The 16,030-nt window shown below is 66.9% G+C and carries 18 protein-coding genes; 12 read left to right on the top strand and 6 right to left on the bottom strand.

Annotated elements, in window-relative coordinates; genetic code table 11:
• Nucleotides 1–6: 6 nt before the first annotated feature.
• Nucleotides 7–537 carry a GNAT family N-acetyltransferase gene (locus SriyCCGPB3_RS13410; RefSeq protein ID WP_433963275.1) on the top strand — a complete coding sequence of 177 codons (531 nt, stop codon included), beginning with the start codon at nucleotides 7–9 and terminating at the stop codon, nucleotides 535–537.
• A gap of 22 nt (nucleotides 538–559) precedes the next feature.
• On the opposite strand, the gene SriyCCGPB3_RS13405 is transcribed toward SriyCCGPB3_RS13410, so the two are convergent.
• The 3 genes from SriyCCGPB3_RS13405 to SriyCCGPB3_RS13395 form a co-directional block, all read right to left on the bottom strand.
• Complete coding sequence (locus SriyCCGPB3_RS13405; RefSeq protein ID WP_153856067.1) at nucleotides 560–766, bottom strand: hypothetical protein; 207 nt, start codon at nucleotides 764–766, stop codon at nucleotides 560–562.
• A gap of 58 nt (nucleotides 767–824) precedes the next feature.
• The gene (locus SriyCCGPB3_RS13400) at nucleotides 825–1,262 is read right to left on the bottom strand and encodes an acetyltransferase (RefSeq protein WP_153856068.1); all 438 of its coding nucleotides are present in this window, start codon (nucleotides 1,260–1,262) and stop codon (nucleotides 825–827) included.
• Between the two features lie 68 nt (nucleotides 1,263–1,330).
• A complete protein-coding gene (locus tag SriyCCGPB3_RS13395; protein WP_153856069.1) occupies nucleotides 1,331–2,098 on the bottom strand; it encodes an NAD(P)H-dependent oxidoreductase in 768 nt (255 codons plus the stop codon).
• 78 nt (nucleotides 2,099–2,176) lie between these two features.
• Here SriyCCGPB3_RS13395 and SriyCCGPB3_RS13390 point away from each other — a divergent pair, with 78 nt between their 5' ends.
• The 5 genes from SriyCCGPB3_RS13390 to SriyCCGPB3_RS13370 all read left to right on the top strand — a co-directional run bounded on the left by SriyCCGPB3_RS13390 (nucleotide 2,177) and on the right by SriyCCGPB3_RS13370 (nucleotide 6,139).
• A complete protein-coding gene (locus SriyCCGPB3_RS13390; RefSeq protein WP_153856070.1) occupies nucleotides 2,177–2,536 on the top strand; it encodes a winged helix-turn-helix transcriptional regulator in 360 nt (119 codons plus the stop codon).
• 75 nt (nucleotides 2,537–2,611) lie between these two features.
• Complete coding sequence (gene tadA / locus SriyCCGPB3_RS13385; protein ID WP_248857975.1) at nucleotides 2,612–3,136, top strand: tRNA adenosine(34) deaminase TadA; 525 nt, start codon at nucleotides 2,612–2,614, stop codon at nucleotides 3,134–3,136.
• A 74-nt stretch (nucleotides 3,137–3,210) separates the two neighbouring features.
• On the top strand, nucleotides 3,211–3,783 hold the full coding sequence (gene orn / locus SriyCCGPB3_RS13380) for an oligoribonuclease (protein ID WP_110712728.1): 573 nt from the start codon (nucleotides 3,211–3,213) through the stop codon (nucleotides 3,781–3,783).
• Between the two features lie 159 nt (nucleotides 3,784–3,942).
• A complete protein-coding gene (locus SriyCCGPB3_RS13375) occupies nucleotides 3,943–4,815 on the top strand; it encodes an EcsC family protein (RefSeq protein ID WP_110712727.1) in 873 nt (290 codons plus the stop codon).
• Between the two features lie 208 nt (nucleotides 4,816–5,023).
• Entirely contained in the window at nucleotides 5,024–6,139 is a 1,116-nt protein-coding gene (locus SriyCCGPB3_RS13370; RefSeq protein ID WP_180855460.1) for an alkene reductase, read from the top strand.
• A gap of 87 nt (nucleotides 6,140–6,226) precedes the next feature.
• On the opposite strand, the gene SriyCCGPB3_RS13365 is transcribed toward SriyCCGPB3_RS13370, so the two are convergent.
• Both SriyCCGPB3_RS13365 and ppsA read right to left on the bottom strand, forming a co-directional pair.
• Nucleotides 6,227–7,120 carry a mechanosensitive ion channel family protein gene (locus SriyCCGPB3_RS13365; RefSeq protein ID WP_110712725.1) on the bottom strand — a complete coding sequence of 298 codons (894 nt, stop codon included), beginning with the start codon at nucleotides 7,118–7,120 and terminating at the stop codon, nucleotides 6,227–6,229.
• Nucleotides 7,121–7,269: 149 nt separating this feature from the next.
• Nucleotides 7,270–9,648, bottom strand: a complete 2,379-nt coding sequence (gene ppsA / locus SriyCCGPB3_RS13360) for a phosphoenolpyruvate synthase (protein ID WP_350259403.1) — start codon at nucleotides 9,646–9,648, stop codon at nucleotides 7,270–7,272.
• Nucleotides 9,649–9,793: 145 nt separating this feature from the next.
• Here ppsA and ppsR point away from each other — a divergent pair, with 145 nt between their 5' ends.
• The 5 genes from ppsR (at nucleotide 9,794) to SriyCCGPB3_RS13335 (ending at nucleotide 14,031) form a co-directional block, all read left to right on the top strand.
• On the top strand, nucleotides 9,794–10,615 hold the full coding sequence (gene ppsR, locus SriyCCGPB3_RS13355) for a posphoenolpyruvate synthetase regulatory kinase/phosphorylase PpsR (RefSeq protein WP_110712723.1): 822 nt from the start codon (nucleotides 9,794–9,796) through the stop codon (nucleotides 10,613–10,615).
• 150 nt (nucleotides 10,616–10,765) lie between these two features.
• A complete protein-coding gene (locus SriyCCGPB3_RS13350; protein ID WP_049398213.1) occupies nucleotides 10,766–11,275 on the top strand; it encodes a DUF1249 domain-containing protein in 510 nt (169 codons plus the stop codon).
• Nucleotides 11,276–11,317: 42 nt separating this feature from the next.
• Nucleotides 11,318–11,806, top strand: coding sequence for an NUDIX hydrolase (locus tag SriyCCGPB3_RS13345; RefSeq protein WP_248857973.1), 489 nt, complete (start codon nucleotides 11,318–11,320; stop codon nucleotides 11,804–11,806).
• A 124-nt stretch (nucleotides 11,807–11,930) separates the two neighbouring features.
• A complete protein-coding gene (locus SriyCCGPB3_RS13340) occupies nucleotides 11,931–12,548 on the top strand; it encodes a DUF2239 family protein (RefSeq protein WP_248857972.1) in 618 nt (205 codons plus the stop codon).
• 118 nt (nucleotides 12,549–12,666) lie between these two features.
• Nucleotides 12,667–14,031: an MATE family efflux transporter gene (locus SriyCCGPB3_RS13335; RefSeq protein WP_350259402.1), complete on the top strand. Its 1,365-nt coding sequence runs from the start codon at nucleotides 12,667–12,669 to the stop codon at nucleotides 14,029–14,031.
• Nucleotides 14,032–14,415: 384 nt separating this feature from the next.
• Here SriyCCGPB3_RS13335 and SriyCCGPB3_RS13330 read toward each other — a convergent pair whose 3' ends face one another.
• Nucleotides 14,416–15,066 carry a class I SAM-dependent methyltransferase gene (locus SriyCCGPB3_RS13330; RefSeq protein ID WP_248857970.1) on the bottom strand — a complete coding sequence of 217 codons (651 nt, stop codon included), beginning with the start codon at nucleotides 15,064–15,066 and terminating at the stop codon, nucleotides 14,416–14,418.
• Between the two features lie 344 nt (nucleotides 15,067–15,410).
• Here SriyCCGPB3_RS13330 and SriyCCGPB3_RS13325 point away from each other — a divergent pair, with 344 nt between their 5' ends.
• Nucleotides 15,411–16,025, top strand: a complete 615-nt coding sequence (locus SriyCCGPB3_RS13325; RefSeq protein WP_014037616.1) for a CDP-alcohol phosphatidyltransferase family protein — start codon at nucleotides 15,411–15,413, stop codon at nucleotides 16,023–16,025.
• The last annotated feature ends 5 nt before the right edge of the window (nucleotides 16,026–16,030 follow it).

Genomic DNA, 16,030 nt, shown 5'->3' with positions numbered 1-16,030 from the left:
GCGGCAATGCCGCGTCGATCGAGGTGTCCCTTGAACTACATTCTTCGTACCGAAAATTCCGCTGACATCGCCGGCATCCATGCGTTGACCCGCGCTGCCTTTGCCAACGCGGCACACAGCAGCCACACGGAGCAGTTCATCGTCGATGCGCTTCGCGTGCGCGGCGAGCTGGCGGTTTCACTGGTGGCCGAGGTGGATGGACACTTGGCCGGCCATGTGGCGGCCTCGCCGGTATCGATCAGCGATGGCAGTCGCGGTTGGTTTGGCCTGGGGCCGATCTCGGTATTGCCCGAATGGCAGGGGCAGGGCATCGGTGCGGCGTTGATGCGGGCAGCATTGGAAGCCCTGCGACAACAGGGCGCACAGGGCTGCGTGCTGCTGGGCGAGCCGGCGTACTACGGCCGCTTCGGCTTCCGTGCCGAGCCAGGCCTGGTGCTGCCGGGTGTGCCGGCGGAGTACTTCCAGGCACTCTGCCTGCAGCCTCCGTTGGCACAGGGCGAGGTGCAGTACTCACCGGCGTTCGAGGCGACGGCCTGATCCACGCCTGGCGCGTTCCCGCTCAGGGCGCGCGCCAGACGGTCGGTTCGGGTTGCGGCTTTGGAATGCGGTAGCCGCCGATATGCTCGAGCAGTGCATTGGTACGGCGCTGCTCGAGCAGTACCTCGCGCAGCAGGTTGCGCACGGCAAAGATGGCGAACGGCACGAGGATCCAGACCAGGCTGATGCCCAGCGCAAACAGGGTCAACAGGGCTTTTGCACCATCCATGCACGGCGTTCCTTGATCGAAAGCAGCCACGCTAGCACGCGGCGGCTGCCAACGGATGTCAGGCCTTGTGCCGGAGATGGATCAGGGGATACGGGCGGCCCTGGGAATCCAGTGGCGAACGACCGGTTTCGACGAAGCCCATGCGCAGGTAGAAGCCTACGGCCTGCGCATTCTGTGCGTTGACGTCGGTGCTCAGCTGCGGGTGCAGCGCCAGTGCGTGCTGCAGCAGCTGCCGGCCGATACCAGTGCCGCGCACGTCGGGATCGATGAACAACGCTTCCATGTGGCTGCCGTCGATCAGCATGAAGCCCTGTGGCTGGTCCCGTGCATCGACAGCGACGGTCATCGGCGCCTGCGGCAGGAAGCCTGCCACTTCGGCATCGATGGCCTGGCGGTCTTCGGCACTGAGAAAGTCGTGGGTGGCGTCGACGGCGCGACGCCAGAGTGCGACGAGGGCGGCGCCATCGTCGGCGCGCGAGGGGCGCAGGGTGGTCATGTGTTCACCAAGGTGCTTAGCAGGAGCGTGCAGTATGAGGCTTTCCGGTAGCGCGTGCAGGCGCGGCGTCATCCCGCATCGCGATGGCGGATGAAGGGGCTGAACGCAGGTGCTTCCGCGCGCAGCACCACACCTTCTTCGAAATCCTCGCTGTCATTGAAGGGCACAGTCGGCCACTGCGACCACCGGGCAAGCCGTTCGCGGTAGTCGCGGGCAGCCGTGGCGAGTGCCTCGTCGTGCGCCTGCACACGGTCTGGCGGAAGTCCGGAACGCACGCCGTGCACCACATGCGGTTCCATCACGTCGAAGCCAACATAGCGCAGGCTGTACATCAGCGGCCAGAGCAGCAGCCGGGTATCGCCCTCGCGGCCGTCGATCGCGCAGGCCCGTGCCGATGAGCCGGTGGTGACGCTCAGCAATGCACGCTTGCAGCGCATCACGCCGTGTTCGTGGCGCTGGCGGCTGTTGTACATCGGCCCGTAGACCAGCACGCGGTCCAGCCAGCCCTTGAGGGCGGCCGGTGCAGCGAACCACCATAGCGGGAACTGCAGGATCAGCAGGTCGGTGGCCTGCAGCAGTTGCAGATGGCGTTGCACCTCGGCAGGCAGCTGGCCTTGTTCGGCGCTGTGCCGTTGTTCGCGCTGGGCATCGAAGCGGCCGGGCTGCAGGCGTTGAGGATGGTGGTGCGCGGCTTCCAACGGGTCGAAGCCTTGCGCATACAGATCGATCACGTTCACCTGCAGGTCATCCTGCCGCAACTGCTCGGCGGCCTGCGTGGCAAGGTGGGCGTTGAAGGAACGGGGTTCGGGGTGGGCCAGCAGGATCAGGGCGCGCATGAGCAGAGGGCGTGTTGGAGTGTGCGACCATCCTCGCGATGCCGGCGAACTGTCGCAATTACGTACCTTGAGGTAACCATGGCCTATCCCGGTGATGTCTATGCCGCCGACTGCTCGGCGCGCGATGCGCTGGCACTGATCTCCGGCAAGTGGGTAATGCTGCTGTTGCCAGCGTTGGCGCAGGGCCCACAACGCAACGGCGCGCTGCTGCGGAAGATCGAAGGCATCTCGCAGAAAGTGCTGACGCAGACATTGCGCCAACTGGAGCGCAACGGTCTGGTCGAGCGCTGCGATCTGGGCAGCAAGCCGATGCATGTCGAGTACCGGTTGACCGAGGTTGCGCGCGGCCTGGTCGAGACGCTGTCCGCCCTGGACCGCTGGGCCGAGCACAACTTCCCGGCGCTGGATGCGGCCCGCGAGCGCTTCGACGCGCGTTAGCGGCGCCTGCACGGCCCCGGGCGTACAATGCGGCCCCGGCGGCCATCCTGGCCCTGCAGACACACGAGAACCGCCATGACCGATGCCCTGGGTGTACCGGTGCACGACGCCGATGAACACTGGATGCGCCATGCACTGGCGCTGGCAGAACGCGCGCAGCGCGAGTTCGATGAGATTCCGGTGGGGGCGGTGCTGGTGGGCGCCGACGGCCAACTGCTGGGCGAGGGCTGGAACCTCAACATCGCCTCGCACGACCCAAGCGCACATGCCGAGATCGTGGCCATGCGTGCCGGTGGCAAGCGGCTGGCCAATCATCGCCTGCTTGGCAGCACGCTGTACGTGACCCTGGAGCCGTGCGCGATGTGCGCGATGGCGATCGTGCATGCGCGTGTCTCGCGGCTGGTCTACGGCGCCAGCGATCCCAAGACCGGTGCCTGCGGCAGCGTGTTCGACCTGCTCGGCGATGCCCGCCACAACCACCGGGTGGAGATCCACGGCGGGGTGCTGGCCAAGGACGCCAGCACGCGCCTGACCAACTATTTCCGCGCCAAGCGTGGCAAGCCACCGCTGCTGCTGGAAGACCACGGCGGCGAGGGTTGAGGGGCGAACGGGTATGATGGGCGCCTCTTTCCACCACCGGTAGGCCGCGCGCCTGCCCAGCAGCGAGGCGACACATGGCGGACAACGGCGCGGCCAACGAACGACTGATCTGGATCGACCTGGAGATGACCGGGTTGGATACCGACAATGATTCGATCATCGAGATCGCGACCGTTGTCACCGATGCCCAGCTCAACGTGTTGGCCGAAGGCCCGGAATTTGCCATCCACCACCCGCTGGAAACACTGGAAGCGATGGACGAGTGGAACCGCAACCAGCACCGCCGTTCGGGCCTGTGGCAGCGCGTGGTGGACAGCACCACCACCCTCGGCCAGGCCGAGGCACAGACGGTGAATTTCCTGGCGCAGTGGATCCCGGCCGGCCTGTCGCCGATGTGCGGCAACTCCATCTGCCAGGACCGCCGCTTCCTGCACCGCCAGATGCCGCGCCTGGAGAAGTACTTCCACTATCGCAATCTGGACGTGTCCACGGTGAAGGAACTGGCCAAGCGCTGGGCGCCGAACGTGGCCGCCGGCGTGGGCAAGAACAGCAACCACACCGCACTGAGCGACGTGCATGATTCGATCGCCGAGCTGCGCCACTACCGCCAGTTCATGGGCGCGCTGTCGGGCCTGCCGACTGCTTGAACGCCGCCGCCGGGCATGGCCCGGCGCTACCGGGTGACACGCGAACTGGTAGTGCCGGCCGCTGGCCGGCAATTCAGCGGCCTGCGTGACGTGTATCAGGTTGCCGGCCAGCGGCCGGCACTACCCTCCGTTCAACTCCCTGGCGCTAAGATCGGCGCCATGAACGAGCCCATCCTGCTCCCCCGCGACATTGCCCACGACGCCCGCGACTGGTCTGACCTGCAGCGGGCGGTGACCCTGCTGGAAGCACCGACCCTGACCGCGCGCATGGCCAACCTGGTCGGCACGCCACTGGAGTTCGCGGTGAAGGCATTGCCCAAGGCGGTCTCCGGCCGCATCCACGGTGCGGTGCAGGCAGCACTGTCCAAGTCGGCGCAGGCGGCGCTGTGGAGCATGGACAACACGCCCGGCAAGGGGGCATCCACCCGCTGGCACAAGCTGGCGGCAGCGACCTCCGGTGCGGTGGGTGGCGCCTTTGGTTTTGCCGCGCTGTTCATCGAGCTGCCGGTATCGACCACCATCATGATGCGTGCGGTAGCCGACGTGGCCCGTAGCGAGGGCTTCGACCTGTCCGAGTTCAGCACACGCCAGGCCTGCCTGGAGGTGTTCGCGCTGGGCGGCAACTCGCCGCGCGATGACGCCAGCGAGACCGGTTACTACCTGGCCCGTGGCTTCACCACCGATGTGATGCGCCACCTGTCGGCCGAGTTGGCCGGGCGCGTGGTGACCGGCCGCGACCTGACCCTGGGCGTGGCGCCGAAGGAAGCCGGCAAGCTGCTGGCGAAGATGGTGGAGAAGGTGGCCGCGCGCTTCGGCGTGGTGGTCACCGAGAAATTCGCCGCACAGGCGGTGCCGATCGTGGGTGCGGCCGCCGGTGCGACGCTCAATACGATGTTCACCGATTACTACCAGGACATGGCGCGCGGCCACTTCATCGTGCGCCGGCTGGAGATCAAGTACGGCGAAGACGTGGTGCGCACCTGTTATGACCGCGTGGCGCATGGCGGGGCGTTGATCGAGCCCACGCTGTAACCGGCTTCGGGGTCAGAGCCCTCTGCGTTGCAAAGGGATCCGACCCCGGTTGCGCGCGGGGTCGGATCCCGTTCCGCAGGAAGGGGCTCTGACCCCTGGCCACGCCATCCTTGCCTGCAAGGCACAACTGTTTTGCCACGATCCGCCTGTTGCGCTGCGGCATCCATCCCCATCCTTGCGGTCACTCCCCCCGCAAGAGATCGCCGCCATGTTGTTCACCCCCCACCGCCTGGGCGCCTTGACCCTGCCCAACCGTATCGTGATGCCGCCGATGACCCGCTCGCGCGCGGCAGGCGGCAACGTTGCCACTGCCGAGATGGCTGCCTATTACGCGCAGCGGGCCAGCGCCGGCCTGATCGTCAGCGAAGGTACCCAGATCAGCCCGCAGGGCCAGGGCTATGCCTGGACCCCGGGCATCCACAGCCCGGAGCAGGTGCAGGGCTGGCGCCAGGTGACCGACGCCGTGCACGCTGCTGGTGGCCGCATCTACGCCCAGCTGTGGCATGTGGGTCGGGTCTCGCACGTGGCCCTGCAGCCCGATGGTGCCGCGCCGGTGTCGTCGTCGGCGCTGCTGGCCGAGGGCGTGAAGGTGTTTGTCGACCCCACCGGCGCAGGCCCGGAAGCGGGCGTGGGCGAGATGATCCAGCACTCGATGCCGCGCGCGCTGGCCGAGGCCGAGATTCCGGGCATCATCGCCGACTACGCGCAGGCCACCCGCAATGCGCTGGCCGCCGGCTTCGATGGCGTTGAGCTGCACGGGGCCAATGGCTACCTGATCAACCAGTTCATCGACTCGCAGGCCAACCAGCGCAGCGACGGCTATGGCGGCTCGCTGCAGAACCGGCTGCGTTTCCTGCGCGAGGTCGTGCAGGCGGTGACTGCAGTAGCCGGTGGTGACCGCGTCGGTGTTCGTCTGGCGCCGCTGACGACGCTGCAGGGCGCGGTGGACGATACGCCGCAGGCTACCTACCTGGCCGCGGCGCACCTGCTGGGTGCGCTGGGCGTGGGCTACCTGCACATCGCCGAAGCCGACTGGGACGATGCACCGCTGATGCCGGTAGCGTTCAAGCAGGCGCTGCGCTTGATCTACCCGGGCACCCTGATCTACGCCGGCAAGTACACCGCCGAGCGCGCCGAGCAGGCACTGGCGGAAGGCTGGGCCGACCTGATCGGCTTCGGTCGCCCGTTCATCGCCAACCCGGATCTGCCGGAGCGCCTGCGTCTGGGTGCGGAATTGAACCCGCCGGATCGGGCGACGTTCTTCGGCGGAGGCGTGATCGGCTTCACCGATTACCCAACGCTGGAAGAAAGCGTCGCCGCCTGATCCCGGAGGCTGCCGGCCAGCGGCCGGCACTACCGGGGCGCGCGGGGCAGGGTAGTGCCGGCCGCTGGCCGGCATTTCTGTGTCGGATCAGGGCTTGTCGCGCACCAGCGCGTCGGCCTCGACCACGCCGCCATCCTTGCCATGCAGGTACAGGTGCATGTCCTGCTGCGGATACGGGATGTTGATGCCGGCCTTGTCGAAGCCCAGCTTGAGCTGTTCCAGCAGCGTGACCTTGGTACCGAACCAGTCGGCCGACTTCACGTAGCAGCGGATGCCAAGATTGATCGCGTGCGCGCCCAGTTCGTACACCACTACGTCCGGTGCCGGCGTCTGCAACACGCGCGGGTCGGCCTTCATCAGCGCCAGCGCGGTGTCGCGCGCCAGCTGGATGTTGTCTTCATAGCCGATGCCCACCACCAGTTCGACGCGGCGGGTCGGCTCGGCGGTCAGGTTGATGATCGGCGCAGCGGTGATCAACGTGTTCGGAATGGTGGTGTGCTGGTTGTCGGCACCGGTGATGACGGTCTGGAAGATGCGCACTTCGCGCACCGTGCCGGTCTGTCCGGCCACCGTCACCACGTCACCGACGCGGAACGGGCGCAGCGTCACCAGCATCACGCCCGAGGCGATGTTGGACAGCGAATCCTTCAGCGCCAGGCCTACCGCCAGGCCGGCGGTGCCAAGCACGGCCAGCAGCGGGGTGATCTGCACGCCCAACGTGCCGATCGCCAGCACCACCACGATCACCAGCGATGCGGCGTACACCACGTTGCGCAGGAAATTGCCCAGCATCGGGTCCACGCCCATGCGCGCGGTGGCGCGTGGCATCGCATTGGACAGGCGTCGTGCCACCCACATGCCGACCAGCAGCACCACGATCGCGGCCAGCAATGGCACGCCGTAGGTCTCCAGCAGGCGTTCCCAATCGAGGGAGTGGAACCAGGGTGTTGCGGCGGGGGCGGGTGCTGCTGCGGCGATCATGCGGAAGTCCTTTGCTGCGGGGGAATCTGCGCGGGGCAGGGCGTACATGGACGCCAGAAACACGAAGCCCCGCAGAGGCGGGGCTTGCGTGCAGCAGCAGTATCGGCCGACGCCGATGAACACGACGTCAGCCTGTGGCCATCACGGCATCAGCCGTTGGCCTTCAGCTTGGCCAGGCGCAGCCAGGTGTCGACCACGGTGTCCGGGTTCAGCGACACCGACTCGATGCCTTCCTGCATCAGCCATTCGGCCAGATCCGGGTGATCGGACGGGCCCTGGCCGCAGATGCCGACGTACTTGCCCTTGGCACGTGCCGACTTGATCGCCATCGACAGCAGCTTCTTCACTGCCGGGTTACGTTCGTCGAACAGGTGCGCGACGATCGACGAATCGCGGTCCAGGCCCAGGCTGAGCTGGGTCAGGTCGTTGGAGCCGATCGAGAAGCCGTCGAAGATCTCCAGGAACTCATCGGCGAGCAGTGCGTTGGACGGCACTTCGCACATCATGATGATCTTCAGGCCATTCTCGCCCTGCTTCAGGCCGTTCTGTTCCAGCACCTCGATGACCTTGCGGCCTTCTTCCAGGGTACGCACGAACGGAATCATGACCCACAGGTTGTCCAGGCCCATTTCGTTGCGCACGCGCAGCACGGCCTTGCACTCAAGCGCGAAGGCGGCCGAGAAGCTCGGGTCGACGTAACGGCTGGCGCCGCGGAAGCCGATCATCGGGTTCTCTTCGTGCGGCTCGTAGTTGCTGCCGCCGATCAGGTTGGCGTACTCGTTGGACTTGAAGTCCGACAGGCGCACGATCACGGCGTTCGGGGCGACCGAGGCGGTGAGGGTGGCGATGCCTTCGGCCAGGCGATCCACGTAGAAGCTGACCGGATCACCATAGCCGGCGATCTTCTCGTCGATCTTCTTCTTCGTCGCCGCATCCTGGCGGTCGTATTCCAGCAGCGCGTTCGGGTGGATGCCGATGTGGCTGGCGATGATCATTTCCAGGCGGGCCAGGCCGATGCCGGCGTTCGGCAGCTGGCCGAAGTCGAAGGCACGTTCCGGGTTGGCCACGTTCATCATGATCTTCAGCGGTGCCGGCGGCATGTTGCCCAGATCGGTGGTGGTGCGCTCGAAGCCGAGCTTGCCTTCGTAGATGAAGCCGGTATCGCCTTCAGCGCAGCTGACGGTGACCAGCTGACCATCTTCGATGACCTTGGTGGCGTTGCCCGAACCGACCACGGCCGGCACGCCCAGCTCGCGCGCGATGATCGCGGCATGACAGGTACGGCCACCGCGATTGGTGACGATGGCCGAGGCACGCTTCATCACCGGTTCCCAGTCCGGGTCGGTCATGTCGGCGATCAGCACGTCGCCCGGCTGCACGCGGTTCATGTCGTCCAGCGTCTTCACCACGCGGGCCACGCCCGAGCCGATCTTGGCACCAACGGCACGGCCCTCGGCCAGCACGTTGCCGCCCTTTTCGGTCAGCGCGAAGCGCTCGATCTGGGTGGCATGGCTGCGCGACTTCACCGTCTCCGGGCGCGCCTGCACGATGAACAGCTTGCCGCTGACACCGTCCTTGGCCCACTCGATATCCATCGGGCGGCCGTAGTGCTTTTCGATGACCAGCGCCTGCTTGGACAGTTCCTGCACGTCCTCGTCGCTGATCGAGAAGGTGGTGCGCAGTTCTGCCGGGGTGTCCTCGATCCTGACGCGCTCACCCGGAACATCCGAATACACCATGCGGATCGCCTTGCTGCCGAGCGAGCGGCGCAGGATCGCCGGCTTGCCGGCCTGCAGGGTGGGCTTGTAGACGTAGTACTCGTCCGGGTTGACCGCGCCCTGCACGACCATTTCGCCGAGGCCGAAGGACGAGGTGACGAATACCACGTCGCGGAAGCCAGACTCGGTGTCCAGGGTGAACAGCACGCCAGAGGAACCGACGCCCGAACGCACCATCAGCTGCACGCCGGCGGACAGGAACACGTCCTCATGCTTGAAACCGTGGTGCACGCGGTAGGCGATGGCACGGTCGTTGTACAGCGAGGCGAACACTTCCTTGACCTTGTGCACGACGTCGTCGGCACCGGTGACGTTGAGGAAGGTTTCCTGCTGGCCGGCGAAGGAGGCGTCCGGCAGATCCTCGGCGGTGGCCGACGAACGCACGGCCACGGCCACGTCGCCGCCGCCGTTGTCGGCGCTCAGCTGGGCGTAGGCGGTGCGGATGTCCTGGTCCAGCTGCGGCTGCAGCGGGGCATCGATCACCCAGGTGCGGATTTCCTTGCCCGCTGCGGTCAGCGCGTTGACGTCCTCGACGTCCAGCGTGGCCAGCTTGTCGAAGATGCGCTTGGACAGATCGTTGTGCGCGATGAAGTCCTTGAAGGCTTCAGCGGTGGTGGCATAACCGCCCGGCACCGAAACGCCCAGACCGGCCAGGTTGCCGATCATCTCGCCCAGCGACGAATTCTTGCCGCCTACGCGGGCCAGATCGGCCAGACGCAGTTCGTGCAACCACAGGATGTTCTCGTTCAAGCGCGATGCTCCGTTTGGCCATCGCCCGAGGCGGGCTGGAATGGCCGCGTCCGTAGGAAGAAGCCGATATGATGCCGGGCAGAGTACCGTCGGCACAAGCTTGTGCTGGCGGCCTTTTTAGGCTTCGTAGGGGGTAAAAGCGCGCATGTCGACCATCCGTCCGGTGTTCTACGTTTCCGATGGAACCGGTATCACCGCTGAAACCATTGGGCATAGCCTGCTCACCCAGTTCTCCGGGTTCAGCTTCATTACCGATCGCATGTCGTTTGTCGACGACCCCGAAAAAGCGCGTGAAGCCTGTGCCCGGATCCAGGCGGCAGGGGAGCGGTACCAGGTCCGGCCGATCGTGGTGAACTCCTGCGTGGACCAGAGCCTGAGCCTGATCCTGGCCGACAGCGGCGCGCTGATGCTGGATGTGTTCGCGCCGTTCATCGAACCGCTGGAGCGCGAACTGGCCACCCCGCGCCTGGCCCGGGTCGGCCAGGCCCATGGCATGGTCGATTTCGACACCTACCACCGCCGCATCAACGCGATGAACTTCGCCCTGACCCATGACGACGGCATCGCGGTGAACTACGACGATGCCGACGTGATCCTGGTGGCGGTGTCGCGCGCCGGCAAGACGCCCACCTGCATCTACCTGGCCCTGCATTACGGCGTGCGCGCGGCCAACTACCCGCTGACCGACGAAGACCTGGAAAGCGACCGCCTGCCGCCGCGGCTACGTGCCTACCGGCGCAAGCTGTTCGGCCTGACCATCGATCCCGACCGGCTGCAGCAGATCCGCCAGGAGCGGCGCCCGAACTCGCGCTACGCCAACCTGGACACCTGCAAGCGCGAGGTGGCTGCAGCGGAGGTGATGTTCCAGATGGAGCGGATCCCGACCCTGAGCACCACCCATACCTCGATCGAGGAGATTTCCAGCAAGGTGCTGGCCACGCTGGGGCTGCAGCGCGAGCTGTATTGATCCTCAGAGCTGGTAGAGCCGGCCGCTGGCCGGCTGCTCGATGAACCCTCGGCTGCGATGCAGGGCTGCCGGCCAGCGGCCGGCACTACCCAGGGGTTGGCTTGCACGTGCGCGCCCCCACGTTGAAGCACCAACGTGTAGGATCGACCCATGGCCCGAGCCTTGCCCCGCACCGAACGCATTCCCCGCCTGAGCCGGCTGAGCTGGCTCATGGGCCTGTACGCGGAAAACTACCGCCACCTGGTGCGCCTGTTCGAACCGGCCGGACTGGTGGCGGGCAGCTACATTTCCTCGATCGGCGACGGCCTGGACGTGCGCCTGGACGTGATCGAGTGCCACCGCTACACGGTGGAACTGCGCTTGACCTACGACCTGGCCGACCCGGTCACCGGCGAGCCGGATCCGTCGGCCTATGTGCGCCTGTACCGTGACGCGCGCCAGGCCGAGACCACCCATTGCTACGTGGGCCGCCGCTGGCAGGACACGATGGGCCTGTATCCGCCGCCAGCGGAGCTGATCAGCCACCGCATGCGGATGAACACCTTCCTCGGCAAGTGGCTGGAGTACCTGGCCGAGCGCGGCCACGGCGTGGCCACCCTGCGCCGCGATCCCGACGGTGCTGGCACACCTGCCGAGCGCCGCCTGTCGCTGGTGCGCTGATCGGCCATAATCCACGGCTGACCTGCCGCTGGATGCTGCCCCATGCCGTACACCCCGATCGTCGCCACCCTGGGCTATGTGCTGTCGCCTGATCGTCGCAAGGTGCTGATGATCCATCGCAATACCCGTCCCGGTGACCACCACCTGGGCAAGTACAACGGCCTGGGAGGCAAGATCGAAGCGGACGAGGATGTGGCGGCCAGCATGCGCCGCGAGATCGCCGAGGAAGCCGGCATCGACTGCACCGGCATGCGCCTGCGCGGCACCATCAGCTGGCCAGGCTTCGGCAAGCACGGCGAGGATTGGCTTGGCTTCGTGTTCGTCATCGATGGATTCGAGGGCACCCCGCACGGCGGCAACCACGAAGGCACGCTGGAGTGGGTGGACCTGGACAAGCTGGATACCCTGCCGATGTGGGAGGGCGACCGCAACTTCCTGCCGCTGGTGTTCGACGCCGACCCGCGCCCGTTCCACGGCGTGATGCCGTACAAGGACGGGCGCATGGTGAGCTGGTCCTTCAGCCGCCTGTGAACCGGGAAATCGGGTAGCTGCCAACCTTGGTTGGTACGCTCTTCTGGCAAATTAATACCCGGGCAATATTGACGGGATCAAATTACCCGGGCAATATTTGCGCATCGCCTCTGATGCCATTGCCATGCCTGCGTCCCGACTCCCTCCCTTCAGTTGTTTCGACGGCCATCGCCTTGTCGCTTCCGGTACCCCGGAAGTGGCCGTGCTGGCGCTGAAGCAGCTGCGCGCCGACAACGCTGCCGGACCATTGCTGGTGTTCGACAACGCCACCGGACGCACTCGCGATTTCGATACGCGCGGCAGTGACGCAGAACTGCTGGCGCGGGTAAACGAAGCGTTTCCCGCCGCCGTGGAGACGGAGGCCGACGTCACTGCCGAAGAGGCGCCCGCAACCCCGCGTGGCCGTGGCCGCCCCAAGCTGGGCGTGGTCGCCCGCGAAGTGACGCTGTTGCCACGCCATTGGGCGTGGCTGGCCGAACAGCCGGGTGGGGCCTCGGTGGTGCTTCGCCGGCTGGTGGAAGCGGCCAGCCGTGCCGGTGCCGACAAGGACCGCCAGCGCCGCCACAGCGAGCGTACCTATCACTTCCTGCAGACCATCGCCGGTGACCTGCCGGGTTTCGAGGAGGCGATCCGTGTCCTGTTCGCGCAAGACCGCGCGGGCCTGGAAGCGGCGCTGCGGAGTTGGCCCGCGGATGTGCGCGCCCACGCCCTGCGCCTGGCCTTCGAAGACGCTGGCGGCTGAGCCATCGCGCCGTTGCTGAGCGACGGCGCCACCTGACCGCGGGCCACGGCCCGCTTCCCCTGTGCTTGCTTTGCTGGCGGAAACGCCGGGCAGGGCGGCGCCTTGCCCAGAGACTCCCATGAGCACCCCTGTACATCCGACGCCCCCGGTTGCACCACCACTGTGGCGCACCTACCTGACCCTGCTGTTGCCGATGCTGCTGACCAACGCGCTGCAGCTGGCCGCAGGCACGCTGGACAATATTTACCTCGGCCATCTGCTCGGCACACAGGCAGTGGCTGCAGCCGCTGCGTTCTTCCCGGTCTTCTTCCTGCTGCTGGCACTGGTGATGGGCCTGGCCACGGGCGCGATGGTGCTGATCGGCCAGGCCTGGGGCGCGGGCCGCCCGCAACAGGCACGCGCGGTGGCTGGCAGTGCGGTGGCGCTGATCCTGCTGCTGTCGGTGCTGGTGATGGCCGTGGGCGGCGGCTTCGCGCCACAACTGCTGGCGGCACTGGGTACGCCGGCGCCGGTCCTCAGTGAGTCCATTGTCTATGCACGCGTCCTGCTGCTGGGGGCTCCGGTGTTCTTCCTGTTGTGGCTGGCCACTGCCGTAAGCCGCGCAGTGGGGGATGCAACGACGCCACTGCATGCGCTGCTGCTGGCCACGGCGATCGGCCTGCTGTGCACGCCGCTGCTGATCCTGGGCTGGGCGGGCCTGCCGCAGCTGGGCGCGGCCAGTGCGGCAGTTTCGGCGGCATTCGCCTCGTTGCTGGCCCTGGTCTGGCTGATGTGGCGCTGGCAGCGGATGGGGCACCCCTTGGCGCCGGGGCATGAGCTGCTGCGCACCATCCGTTTCGATAGCGCGATCATCCGCGCGATGCTGCGCATCGGCGTGCCGTCCTCGTTGCAGATGCTCAGTCTGGCCATTGCCGAGATCGTGTTGCTGGGCTGGATCAACCGCTACGGCTACACGGCCACGGCCGCCTATGGTGCGGTCAACCAGTTGATGAGCTGGGTGCAGCTGCCGGCGATGTCACTGGGCATTACCGCCACCATCCTCGCGGCGCATGCGATGGGCGCAGGGCGTACGGCACGGCTGCCCGCCATCGCTCGCACCGGCGTGCTGCTTGGACTGGCAATGCTGAGCGCGGTGGTGGTACTGGTTGTGGCGCTGGCACCCTGGCTGACCGGGCTGATTCTGGCGGCCGCAGAGGTGCGCGAACTGGCCGCTTCGCAGCTGCGCACGGTGGTATGGGGCGTGCTGGCGATGGGGGGCAGCACGGTGCTGGTCGGAGTGATGCGAGGCAGTGGCACGGTGATGTTGCCAGCGTTGCTGGGCATGGCGGCGGTACTGCTGCTGGAGCTGCCGCTGGCGGTGTGGTTGCAGGCGCGGCATGGGCTGCCGGGGCTGTGGTGGGCGTGGCCGTTGGGACTGGTGGCCATGCTGGTGATGCAGGTGTTCTGCTTCGCGCGTTGGCGGCGACGGGTGCAAGGCGGGTAATACCGACCGCTGGCCGGCAACCCGGAATGGTCCGGGCAGCCGGCCAGCGGCCGGCTCTACCACGCGGTCGGATCACCGTCGTTGCGGCGGCTGCGGTGGGCCGGCCACTGGTGATGCAGGTGTTCTGTGTTGCTCGCTGGCGGCGAATGCAGGCTGGGTAGTGCCGGCCGCTGGCCGGCAATTCGGAATGCCGGGGCAGCCGGCCAGCGGCCGGCTCTACCACGCGGTCGGATCACCGTCGTTGCGGCGGCTGCGGTGGGCCGGCCACTGGTGATGCAGGTGTTCTGTGTTGCTCGCTGGCGGCGAATGCAGGCTGGGTAGTGCCGGCCGCTGGCCGGCAATCCGGAATGCCGGGGCAGCCGGCCAGCGGCCGGCTCTACCACTTCAGCGCCGCTGTGCCAGCAGCAGGTGGAAGTGCTTTTCGCGGGTCTGGCCGTCATTGCCGCTCGCGATTTCGCGGTGGCTGCGCCAGGCCGAGACGCGGAAGCCCGACACACGCAGCGCCAGCTCCACCGCGTCCAGCTCATGCAGCTGGAAGTCGGCAGCAAATGGCAGGCTGCGCATGAAGCTGGCGTCGCCAAAGGCCAGGCACAGGCGGCCGCCCCGGCGCAGCACCCGCGCCAGCTCGTCCAGCACCGGCGCCAGGTTCGGCCAGAAGTACAGGGTGTTGACCGCCAGCGCGGCATCCATCGCGGCATCGGCGACCGGCAGCGCATGAGCGTCGCCGTGTCGCATCGCGGCACGCTCGGCCAACCCGGCGCTGGCCAGGCGCTGGTTGCCGGCCTCGACCATGGCGGTGGACAGCTCAATACCCAGATAGTGGCTGTCGGTGGCCTGCAGCATCAGCGGCGCGAACGCCGCATTGCCTGGGCCGATCTCCAGGACCCGTTCGCCAGTGCCGACGGCCAGCAGCCCGATCGCGGCCAGGTTGAGCGCGCCATTGCTGCGGTTCATCGAGTCGGCCACCGCCAGCGCGGCCTCGCCATGGGGCTGCCGCAGCTGCGCGGCCAGGGTGGAAGCATCCAGCATCATCATCGTCCGTTGCAGGGTTTCGGACGTGGCGGCGGCGGGTCCGCCGCTGACCATAGCGCCGACTCTGCGGCTTGGGAAGTAGGGAAACCCCGCGGAAGGGTGATGAGGAAATGTCCACCGTCGCAGTCGGTGAGATCTGGTTGTCCACAGGGGGTGTGGATTACGCGTGGGCAACTTTGTGGATAAGCCGCGACAGGCGCCACCCCCCTAGGCTGTCAAGATGGGTGGCGAAAAATTCACCGCCGGTGACGATGGGTGAGGGAGCGGTGAAGGATCGGCCGCGCCAGCGCTGTCGCCAGCGGCGGCGCTCGCGGTAACCTGTGGGCCTTGATGCTCCGTGAGACCCCATGAAACGTCACTTCTCGATGCTGCGCGAATTCCAGCTGGCCGACTGGTTCACCCTGGCCAATGCTTTCTGCGGCACCGGTGCGGTGTTTGCCGCGATGCGCTTCCTGCAGGACGGCGAGCGCGGCTACCTGCTGTTCGGCATGGCGCTGATCCCGCTGGCCTTCATCTTCGACGCCCTCGACGGGCGCATCGCGCGCTGGCGCAAGTCCAGCTCGACCCTCGGCCGCGAACTGGATTCTCTGTCCGACGTGATCTCCTTCGGTGTGGCACCGGCAGCGCTGGCGTATGCGTGCGGCATGCAGGGCGGCTGGGACTGGCTGGTGCTGAGCTACTTCGTCTGCTGTGGCGTCAGCCGCCTGGCACGCTACAACGTCACCGCCGAGGCGCTGGCCGGCGACGAGGGCAAGGTCGCGTATTTCGAGGGCACCCCGATCCCGACCAGCCTGCTGCTGGTGATCGTGCTGGCGATCGCCGCCGGTACCGATGCCATCGGCCAGAACATCTGGTTCGGCCAGTGGCAGATCGGCCCGTGGCAGCTGCACCCGATGGTGCTGTTGTTCGCCCTGTCCGGGTCGCTGATGATCAGCAAGACCCTGCGTATCCCCAAGCCATGAGCCAG

The organism is Stenotrophomonas riyadhensis (assembly GCF_040256885.1).
GTDB lineage: Bacteria > Pseudomonadota > Gammaproteobacteria > Xanthomonadales > Xanthomonadaceae > Stenotrophomonas > Stenotrophomonas riyadhensis.
Note: the sequence above shows the minus strand (reverse complement) of the source record. Positions and strands in the feature narration are given on the sequence as shown.

Excerpts from the sequence above, each read along its gene's own strand:
- SriyCCGPB3_RS13410 (WP_433963275.1), top strand. The coding sequence starts at position 7 with ATGCCGCGTCGATCGAGGTGTCCCTTGAACTACATTCTTCGTACCGAA.
- SriyCCGPB3_RS13405 (WP_153856067.1), bottom strand. The coding sequence starts at position 766 with ATGGATGGTGCAAAAGCCCTGTTGACCCTGTTTGCGCTGGGCATCAGC.
- SriyCCGPB3_RS13400 (WP_153856068.1), bottom strand. The coding sequence starts at position 1,262 with ATGACCACCCTGCGCCCCTCGCGCGCCGACGATGGCGCCGCCCTCGTC.
- SriyCCGPB3_RS13395 (WP_153856069.1), bottom strand. The coding sequence starts at position 2,098 with ATGCGCGCCCTGATCCTGCTGGCCCACCCCGAACCCCGTTCCTTCAAC.
- SriyCCGPB3_RS13390 (WP_153856070.1), top strand. The coding sequence starts at position 2,177 with ATGGCCTATCCCGGTGATGTCTATGCCGCCGACTGCTCGGCGCGCGAT.
- tadA (WP_248857975.1), top strand. The coding sequence starts at position 2,612 with ATGACCGATGCCCTGGGTGTACCGGTGCACGACGCCGATGAACACTGG.
- orn (WP_110712728.1), top strand. The coding sequence starts at position 3,211 with ATGGCGGACAACGGCGCGGCCAACGAACGACTGATCTGGATCGACCTG.
- SriyCCGPB3_RS13375 (WP_110712727.1), top strand. The coding sequence starts at position 3,943 with ATGAACGAGCCCATCCTGCTCCCCCGCGACATTGCCCACGACGCCCGC.
- SriyCCGPB3_RS13370 (WP_180855460.1), top strand. The coding sequence starts at position 5,024 with ATGTTGTTCACCCCCCACCGCCTGGGCGCCTTGACCCTGCCCAACCGT.
- SriyCCGPB3_RS13365 (WP_110712725.1), bottom strand. The coding sequence starts at position 7,120 with ATGATCGCCGCAGCAGCACCCGCCCCCGCCGCAACACCCTGGTTCCAC.
- ppsR (WP_110712723.1), top strand. The coding sequence starts at position 9,794 with ATGTCGACCATCCGTCCGGTGTTCTACGTTTCCGATGGAACCGGTATC.
- SriyCCGPB3_RS13350 (WP_049398213.1), top strand. The coding sequence starts at position 10,766 with ATGGCCCGAGCCTTGCCCCGCACCGAACGCATTCCCCGCCTGAGCCGG.
- SriyCCGPB3_RS13345 (WP_248857973.1), top strand. The coding sequence starts at position 11,318 with ATGCCGTACACCCCGATCGTCGCCACCCTGGGCTATGTGCTGTCGCCT.
- SriyCCGPB3_RS13340 (WP_248857972.1), top strand. The coding sequence starts at position 11,931 with ATGCCTGCGTCCCGACTCCCTCCCTTCAGTTGTTTCGACGGCCATCGC.
- SriyCCGPB3_RS13335 (WP_350259402.1), top strand. The coding sequence starts at position 12,667 with ATGAGCACCCCTGTACATCCGACGCCCCCGGTTGCACCACCACTGTGG.
- SriyCCGPB3_RS13330 (WP_248857970.1), bottom strand. The coding sequence starts at position 15,066 with ATGATGATGCTGGATGCTTCCACCCTGGCCGCGCAGCTGCGGCAGCCC.
- SriyCCGPB3_RS13325 (WP_014037616.1), top strand. The coding sequence starts at position 15,411 with ATGAAACGTCACTTCTCGATGCTGCGCGAATTCCAGCTGGCCGACTGG.